General features: G+C 66.8%; 8 protein-coding genes and 1 pseudogene. 5 read left to right on the top strand and 4 right to left on the bottom strand.

Features of this window, described 5'->3' with window-relative positions:
- Positions 1-170 precede the first annotated feature (170 nt).
- Positions 171-698, top strand: a complete 528-nt coding sequence (locus tag AC2VON_RS20395; protein WP_486954541.1) for a mycothiol transferase — start codon at positions 171-173, stop codon at positions 696-698.
- 80 nt (positions 699-778) lie between these two features.
- On the opposite strand, the gene AC2VON_RS20390 is transcribed toward AC2VON_RS20395, so the two are convergent.
- The 4 genes and pseudogenes from AC2VON_RS20390 to AC2VON_RS20375 all read right to left on the bottom strand — a co-directional run bounded on the left by AC2VON_RS20390 (position 779) and on the right by AC2VON_RS20375 (position 4,563).
- Complete coding sequence (locus AC2VON_RS20390; RefSeq protein WP_486954540.1) at positions 779-1,681, bottom strand: crotonase/enoyl-CoA hydratase family protein; 903 nt, start codon at positions 1,679-1,681, stop codon at positions 779-781.
- 46 nt (positions 1,682-1,727) lie between these two features.
- Entirely contained in the window at positions 1,728-2,135 is a 408-nt protein-coding gene (locus AC2VON_RS20385; protein ID WP_486954539.1) for a type II toxin-antitoxin system VapC family toxin, read from the bottom strand.
- Between the two features lie 8 nt (positions 2,136-2,143).
- A pseudogene (locus AC2VON_RS20380) lies at positions 2,144-2,404 on the bottom strand (type II toxin-antitoxin system VapB family antitoxin).
- A 137-nt stretch (positions 2,405-2,541) separates the two neighbouring features.
- On the bottom strand, positions 2,542-4,563 hold the full coding sequence (locus AC2VON_RS20375) for a prolyl oligopeptidase family serine peptidase (protein WP_486954538.1): 2,022 nt from the start codon (positions 4,561-4,563) through the stop codon (positions 2,542-2,544).
- 76 nt (positions 4,564-4,639) lie between these two features.
- Between AC2VON_RS20375 and exaC the strand changes: the two genes are divergently transcribed.
- The 4 genes from exaC to AC2VON_RS20355 are packed head-to-tail and all read left to right on the top strand — an operon-like array spanning position 4,640 to position 7,493.
- Entirely contained in the window at positions 4,640-6,163 is a 1,524-nt protein-coding gene (gene exaC, locus AC2VON_RS20370) for an acetaldehyde dehydrogenase ExaC (RefSeq protein ID WP_486954537.1), read from the top strand.
- Positions 6,163-6,648, top strand: a complete 486-nt coding sequence (locus tag AC2VON_RS20365; RefSeq protein ID WP_486954536.1) for a DUF779 domain-containing protein — start codon at positions 6,163-6,165, stop codon at positions 6,646-6,648. Before exaC ends, AC2VON_RS20365 begins: the two co-directional genes overlap by 1 nt.
- Before the next feature lie 40 nt (positions 6,649-6,688).
- Positions 6,689-6,967: a putative holin gene (locus AC2VON_RS20360; protein ID WP_486954535.1), complete on the top strand. Its 279-nt coding sequence runs from the start codon at positions 6,689-6,691 to the stop codon at positions 6,965-6,967.
- The gene (locus tag AC2VON_RS20355) at positions 6,960-7,493 is read left to right on the top strand and encodes a hypothetical protein (RefSeq protein ID WP_486954534.1); all 534 of its coding nucleotides are present in this window, start codon (positions 6,960-6,962) and stop codon (positions 7,491-7,493) included. The genes AC2VON_RS20360 and AC2VON_RS20355 overlap by 8 nt, the downstream gene beginning before the upstream one ends.
- Positions 7,494-7,713 lie beyond the last annotated feature (220 nt).

Genomic DNA, 7,713 nt, shown 5'->3' with positions numbered 1-7,713 from the left:
GATTGGCCAAGGCGAAGTAGTGCAAGCCCCCCACGCGCTCACCATGCGTGAGGCACCAGCCACCGCTTCGCGCTCACTTTTACGTGAGGCACCTCGGGTGTCGCTGCTGTCCGGCAACTGTCTCGGGTGATGAAGGAGCGGTTACCGGCCCCACGCGTAGGGTCACCGGTATGGCCAGCGCCGACACCGCCGCCCGGGAATTGCTGCGGGACGCGTTCACCCGGTTGATCGAACACGTCGACGAACTCACCGACGGGCTCACCGACGAAGCGGCCAGCTACCGGCCCACTCCGAGCGCCAACAGCGTCGCCTGGCTGCTCTGGCACAGCGCTCGGGTGCAGGATCTTCAGGTCGCCCAGATCGCCGGCGTCGAGCAGGCGTGGACCCGCGACGGCTGGGCCGATCGGTTCGGGCTGGACCTACCCCGCAACGACACCGGCTACGGGCACGGCGCCGACGACGTGACCAAGGTGCGGGTGCCGGCGGCGTTGCTGGCGGGCTACTACCACGCCGTGCACCAGCTCACGCTGGAGTATGTCAGCGGAGTCAGCGCCGACGAGCTGGGCCGCATCGTGGACCGGGGCTGGGATCCGCCGGTGACGGTCAGCATGAGGCTGATCAGCAGCATCGACGACTGCGCGCAGCACCTGGGCCAGGCCGCTTATCTGCGTGGCATCGCGCGCGGGGCGGCGCAGTAGACCGTGCGGTTCGTCGCGGCTGGCGAGTATCGCCGGTGGTTCAGCACGCGGCCGGCGCCCAGCGAAGGTCGTGAGCAGCGTCACGGCACGATGACGTGCGAGGGGTCGGGCCGCAGATCGGGCGGTGCCTGGCTGTAGTCGCCGAATGGACCGTCACGCCGCTCGATCGCGGTGCGCACACCTTCGGTGGCGGCGGTCGCGATGAAGTCGAGCGCTTCGGGGGTGTTGCGCATCAGGCCGTCCAGGATGCCGCCCAGCGTCTGGGTGGACGCCAGGCCCATGTTCTCGTAGGCCTGGTTGACGATCAGCTTCTGTGCTCGCAACTGCGACAACGGGATTCGTGCCAGTTCGTTGGCGATCTCGGCGACCCGGGCCTCCAGCCGCTCGAACGGCACCGCTTCGTTGATCAATTCGACCTCGGCGGCCTGCACACCGGTGAGCGGTCGGCCGGTCAGCGAGTGCCACTTGACTTTGGCCAGGCTGAGTCGGTAGAGCCACATCCCGGTCAGATATGCACCCCACATCCGGCTGTAGGGGGTGCCGATCACGGCGTCCTCGCTGGCGATGACCAGGTCGGCGCAGAGTGCGTAGTCGCTCGCGCCGCCCACACACCAGCCGTGCACCTGGGCGATCACCGGTTTGGATGCCCGCCAGATGGCCATGAACTTACTTGTCGGCCCGGTCTCCCGCGCGGTGACCATCGCGAAATCCTTGCCGGGATCCCACCGCCCGCCGGTCATCATCGCCTCGCCCCAGTGCTGGAAGCCGCCGCCGAAGTCATAGCCGCCGGAGAATGCCCGGCCGGCGCCGCGCAGCACGATGACTTTGACGCACCTGTCCCGTTCGGCCAGCCCGATCGCAGCCTCGATCTCGTCGGGCATCGGCGGAACGATGGTGTTGAGCTGCTCGGGGCGGTTCAGCGTGACGGTGGCGACCGGAGGCGCCGTGGTGTAGAGCAGTGTGTGGAATTCAGGTGTCGGCATGACAGCAGACAAGCTTCCCAGCCAGCCGGTGTCAAGCGGCGTTCGGCTAGTAGCCGATGACACCCTCGCCGAATTGGAGATCGGTGCGGGGGAAGTCGTCGCCGACAGCCAGCAGTGGTCGGTGTCCGAGCTGAGCAGCGGCGTAGGCCATGCAGTCACCGAAATTCAGAGCTGCGGAATGGCGGCCCTTACCGAATCGCAGGAATGCGTGTTGCGCGGTGATTGCGTGGTCGTCGGTGAAGTCTTCGAGGCGCAAGTTGATTTCGGCACGCAGACGCTCGAAGACGGTTCGTGCGACAGGGCCGTGGCGTGCGGTCAGGACGATCAGGCATTCGGCGGCCGTGGGCGCCGACATCACCGGGCCGCGTACGCCGGCCAGGGCCGCCGCGACCCGTGCGGCATGCGGCTGATCGCCTTGAACGAGGGCGAGGACTGCCCTGGTGTCCACAATCATCGGGCTTTTCAGACGCCGGTTTTGGGTTCGTAGCCGAGGATTTCCTCGCGTTCCCGCTTGCTGATCAGGGTGTGGTCGGTGAGCAGCGGCCAGATCTCGGCGCGCATCACGTCAAGGAGTTGCTGTTCGCGGTCGCCTGTGTGCACATGCAGCAGCGCCAATTGGGCGTTGAGTGCATGGCGGATGGCGCTGGTCTTATTGGTATGGAGGCGGGCGGCGAGTTCGGCGGCTCATCGGTCGACCTGCGGATCCTTGATGTTCAGAGCCATACGGTAGACGGTACCATAAATCGGTAGTATCTACCTTTGCAGTCGATCGGCGATGCCTTGGCCGCGCAACAGGTTGGCGGCGGTGAACACCGACGGCGCCGCATGATCGCGGGCGCTGGGTCCGTCGCCGGATGGTCTCATGGTGCTTCGCCGAGCATCCGCCACAGGAACGAAAAACTCAGCGCGGCTTTGAATGCGATCTGCTCGTTGTCGGCCGCACCGGCGTGCCCGCCCTCGATGTTCTCGTAGTACCACACCCGGTGCCCGGCCGCCTCGAGTGCGGCGGTCATCTTGCGGGCATGGCCCGGGTGTACGCGGTCGTCTCGGGTCGACGTGGTGATCAGCACCGGCGGGTAATCACGTGCAGCGGAAATATGTTGGTACGGCGAGTATTCGGAGATGAACCGCCAGTCGTCCGGGTTGTCCGGGTCGCCGTACTCGGCCACCCAGGAGGCCCCGGCCAGCAGTAGGTGAAAGCGGCGCATGTCCAGCAGCGGCACGCTGCACACCAGCGCGCCGAACAGCTGCGGGTACCGGGTCAGCATGATGCCCATCAGCAGCCCGCCGTTGCTGCCGCCTTGGGCACCCAGCTGGTCCACGGTGGTGATGCCGCGTTCCACCAAATCAGTTGCGACAGCGGCAAAATCTTCGGCTACCAGGTGCCGGCCCTCCCGCATCGCCTGGGTGTGCCAACCTGGCCCGTACTCGCCGCCGCCGCGGATATTGGCCAGTACGTAGGTGCCGCCACGCGCCAGCCACAGCCGCCCCAGCACCCCGTCGTAGCCGGGGGTGCGTGCCACCTCGAAGCCGCCGTAGCCGCCCAGCAGCGCCGGCCCGCTCGCGTCGCGGGGCCGGACGACGAAGTATGGGATCGACGTACCGTCCTTCGATGCGACGAAATGCTGTGTGACGCTCATACCGTCGGCATCGAAGAAAGCTGGGGCGGACTTGATTTCGGAAAGCGGACCGTCGGCGGTACCGTGCAGCAATCTTGACGGTGTGTCGAATCCGCTGGAGTCCAGGAAGATCTCGTCACCGGTGTCGTCGGCCGCTGCGATCACGGTGTTGGTGTTGGCCGGGACGTCGGCCACCGGCCGACGCTGCCAGCTGCCGGGGGTGACGATCTCGACGCGGCTTGCCACGTCGCACAAGGTGACCATGACGAGCCGGTCGCGGGTCCACGCATAGTGGTGCAGCGCGGTATGCTCGTCGGGCTCGAACACCACCGACAATTGCGCTGTCCCGGCTAGGAATTCGTCGTACTCGGCGGCCAGCAGCGACCCTGCGGCATACGAAGCGGCACCGATGTCCCAGTCGGTGCGCAGCTCGATCAACAACCACTGCCGATGCACCGAAACCGTCGCGTCAGTGGGTGCGCCGACGCCGATCAGTTCGCCGTCGCGCAGTTCGTAGACCTCGTCGTTGAAGAAGTCGACGGCGCGCCGCAACAGGGTGCGCTCAAAGCCCGGTGTCCGGTCGGCACCCGCGGCCACGACGACGTCGTTGCGCGATCCACTGAACACGGTCGCCGCATCAGACAGCGGCCGGCCCCTTCGCCACCGCTTGACCACCCGTGGGTAGCCGGATTCGGTCAACGAGTCTTCGCCGAAGTCGGTACCCACCAGCACGGTGTCGGGGTCTGCCCAGCTGATCCGGGTTTTGGCCTCGGGCAGTTCGAACCCGTCGGCCACGAATTGCCTGGTAGCCATGTCGAATTCACGCACCACCGAGGCGTCCGAACCCCCGCGGGAAAGACTCACCAGGGCCCGGGTGTGGTCGGGTTCGATGACGATCGCGCCGGCCCACACCCAGTTCTCGCCGTGAGTTCGGCTCAGCTCATCCACGTCGATCAGCACGTCCCAGTCAGGCGAGTCGCTGCGGTAACTGTCCAGCGTGGTACGTCGCCACAGCCCGCGCGGGTTGGCGGCGTCACGCCAGAAGTTGTAGAGGTACTCGCCGCGGCGGCGGACATAGGGGATCCGGGCATCGGTGTCGAGCACGTCGCGCGCCGCGGCGCGCATCGCATCGAAATCCACGCCGCCAAACTCCGCGACCGTCGGTGCGTTGTGGCAGCGTACCCACTCCAGCGCATCGTCACCGGTGACATCCTCGAGCCACCGGTGGGGGTCGTCGAGGGCGTCAGCAGACACAGCAGACATGGCAGCCATTGTGCCGACGACGGTAGGGTGAGGTTTATAGCACCTTCGAAGCACCGAGAAGCAAAGGCTTGGGCCGATGACCGTTTATGCACGTCCGGGCGCCGCGGACGCACTGATGAGCTACGAGTCCCGCTACGGCAACTTCATCGGCGGCGAGTGGGCGCCCCCGGCCGGCGGTGAGTACTTCGAAAACCCGACGCCGGTGACCGGCGAGGTGTTCTGCGAGGTGGCCCGCTCCGGTGCGGCCGACGTCGACAAAGCGCTCGACGCCGCGCACGCCGCCGCGCCGGCCTGGGGCAAGACCTCACCCGCCAAGCGGGCGGCGGTGCTTTGCAGGATCGCCGACCGCATCGACGCGCACCGCGAGGAGCTGGCGGTGGCGGAGGTCTGGGACAACGGCAAACCGATCCGGGAAGCACTGGCCGCCGACATCCCAGGTGCCGCCGATCATTTCCGCTACTTCGCCGCGGCGATCCGCGCCCAGGAGGGCACGCTGAGCCAGATCGACGACGACACCGTCGCCTACCACTTCCACGAGCCGTTGGGCGTGGTGGGCCAGATCATCCCGTGGAACTTCCCGATCCTGATGGCTGCCTGGAAACTGGCGCCGGCGCTGGCGGCCGGCAACGCGGTGGTGCTCAAGCCCGCCGAGCAGACTCCGGCGTCGGTACTGTACTTGATGAGCCTCATCGGTGATCTGCTGCCGGCAGGGGTGGTCAACGTGGTCAACGGGTTCGGCACCGAGGCCGGCAAGCCGCTGGCGTCGAGCAACCGGATCGCCAAGGTGGCGTTCACCGGGGAGACCACCACCGGTCGGCTGATCATGCAATACGCCAGCCACAACATCATTCCGGTCACCCTGGAACTGGGCGGCAAGAGCCCCAATATCTTCTTCAACGACGTATTGGCCGCCCACGACGACTTCTGCGACAAGGCACTGGAAGGGTTCGCCGGGTTCGCCCTGAACCAGGGCGAGGTGTGCACCTGCCCGTCGCGCAGCCTGATCCAGGCCGACATCTACGACGAGTTCCTGGAGCTGGCTGCGATCCGCACCAAGGCCATCCGCCAGGGCGATCCGCTGGATCCCGCCACGATGATCGGCGCGCAGGCCTCCAACGACCAGCTGGAGAAGATCCTGTCCTACGTCGAGATCGGCAGAGATGAAGGCGCGCGGGTCCTTTGCGGCGGCGAGCGCACCGAACTCGGCGGCGAACTGTCCGGCGGCTACTACATGCAACCGACGATCTTCGCCGGCCACAACAAGATGCGGATCTTCCAGGAGGAGATCTTCGGCCCGGTGGTGTCGGTGACGTCGTTCTCCGACTATGACGACGCCATCGGAAAAGCCAACGACACCCTCTACGGCCTGGCCGCCGGGGTGTGGAGCCGCGACGCCAACACCGGCTACCGGGCCGGCCGCGACATCCAGGCCGGCCGGGTATGGGTCAACTGCTTCCACGTCTACCCGGCGCATGCTGCGTTCGGCGGCTACAAACAGTCCGGCATCGGCCGGGAGAACCACAAGATGGTGCTCGACCACTACCAACAGATCAAAAACTTGCTGGTGTCCTATTCGGAGAAGGCGCAGGGTTTGTTCTGATGGATGCACCGCCCCGCGTGCTGATCACCGCGGCGGCCGCCGATCTGCTGAAGCTGCTGACCGGACGTCACGGCCCGGTGATGTTCCACCAGTCCGGCGGCTGCTGCGACGGCTCGTCGCCGATGTGCTACCCGGACGGCGACTTCATCGTCGGCGACCGTGACGTTTTGCTCGGTGTGCTCGATCTAGCGGGGGCCGACAATGCGGCGGGTGACGCGGTACCGGTGTGGATCTCCGGGCCGCAGTTCGCCGCCTGGAAACACACCCAATTGATCATCGACGTGGTCCCCGGCCGTGGCGGCGGATTCAGCCTGGAGGCGCCCGAGGGGATGCGCTTCCTGTCCCGCGGACGCGCCTTCACCGACGCCGAGAAGGTGTCGCTGGACGCTGGAGCGGTGATCACCGGCGCCGACTACGAGCACGGTGAGCGCCCGCCGACACGAGACCCGGTGGTGGCCGACACGGCAACGCGGCACCCCGGGTAGCTACCGCGCTGACCGGCGCGGTCGCAGTACAGTTTTAACGGTGATCCCACTACCCCGACCGTGGTTGCTGACCAGCGCGATGCTGGTCGGGGCGGCGGTGGGCGTGGTCGCTGCGATTGGTGCGACGCTGCTGGTTTCAGCACGCCTGCGACCCGACATCGTGATCGCATTGGTGCTCGGGGCGCCCAGCGCCGCCGGGCTGTTTCTGATTTTGTCTTCCTCGCGTCGCTGGGTGACCGCGCTGGGCGCGTTCCTGGTCGCGCTGGCGCTCGGCTGGTTCGGGGCGCTGGTCGCGATTGAGGCGGTGTCGCGTGGTTGACGACCAGCGGAAAGCGCTGCCGGAGACCGAACCGCACGCGGCGCCCATCTTCGACACCGGCCCGTATCCGCAGCCGCTGTCAGGGTTCCCATCGAATACCGGCCCGGGATCGGCGCTTTCGGGCTCCTCGGTGGCGGTGGCCGAGGCGATAAACACCGACATACCAGACCGCGCGCCGGCAGCGGTGATCGTGCCCGGCCAAAATCACTCGCTGAAACGGTGGAAGCTGCTGCTGGTGCTGGTTGCGGTCTGGCTCCCGTCGGCCGGGGTCGGGCTGGCGCTGTTCTCCTGGTGGTATCACCTGGTCGACAAAACACCGGCGGTCTTCGTCGTTCTGCTCTACGTGGTGGCGTGCACCGTCGCCGGCCTGATGCTGGCGATGGTGCCGGACCGCCCGGTGGTTTCGGCGCTGGCGGTGGCGGTGATGTCGGCGGTGTTCGCCTCGGTGATCGCCGCCGCCGTGCTCTACGGCCACCAGTACTGCCAGGTGAAAAGCCCCTGTTTGGCGGGGATCGTTCCGTACTAGCCACACCGGACCGAACAAGCCCGAACCGGTGCCTGTCGCTGTTGTCGGCCCGATGCTGTCGTAGCGTCCGTATAGCATCGAATGCATATTCGATGACGATGTGCAGGTGACGGCACAGGCGCAGGCCGAGGCGGCTGCGGTGCTGGTTGATCGGATGACCGTGGCGACGCGGGCGGAGAACCGGGCCGCTGGTGAGCGGTTGGCCGCGGTCAGTGAGCTC

This window comes from Mycobacterium sp. TH-M82, from assembly GCF_057473605.1.
Note: the sequence above shows the minus strand (reverse complement) of the source record. Positions and strands in the feature narration are given on the sequence as shown.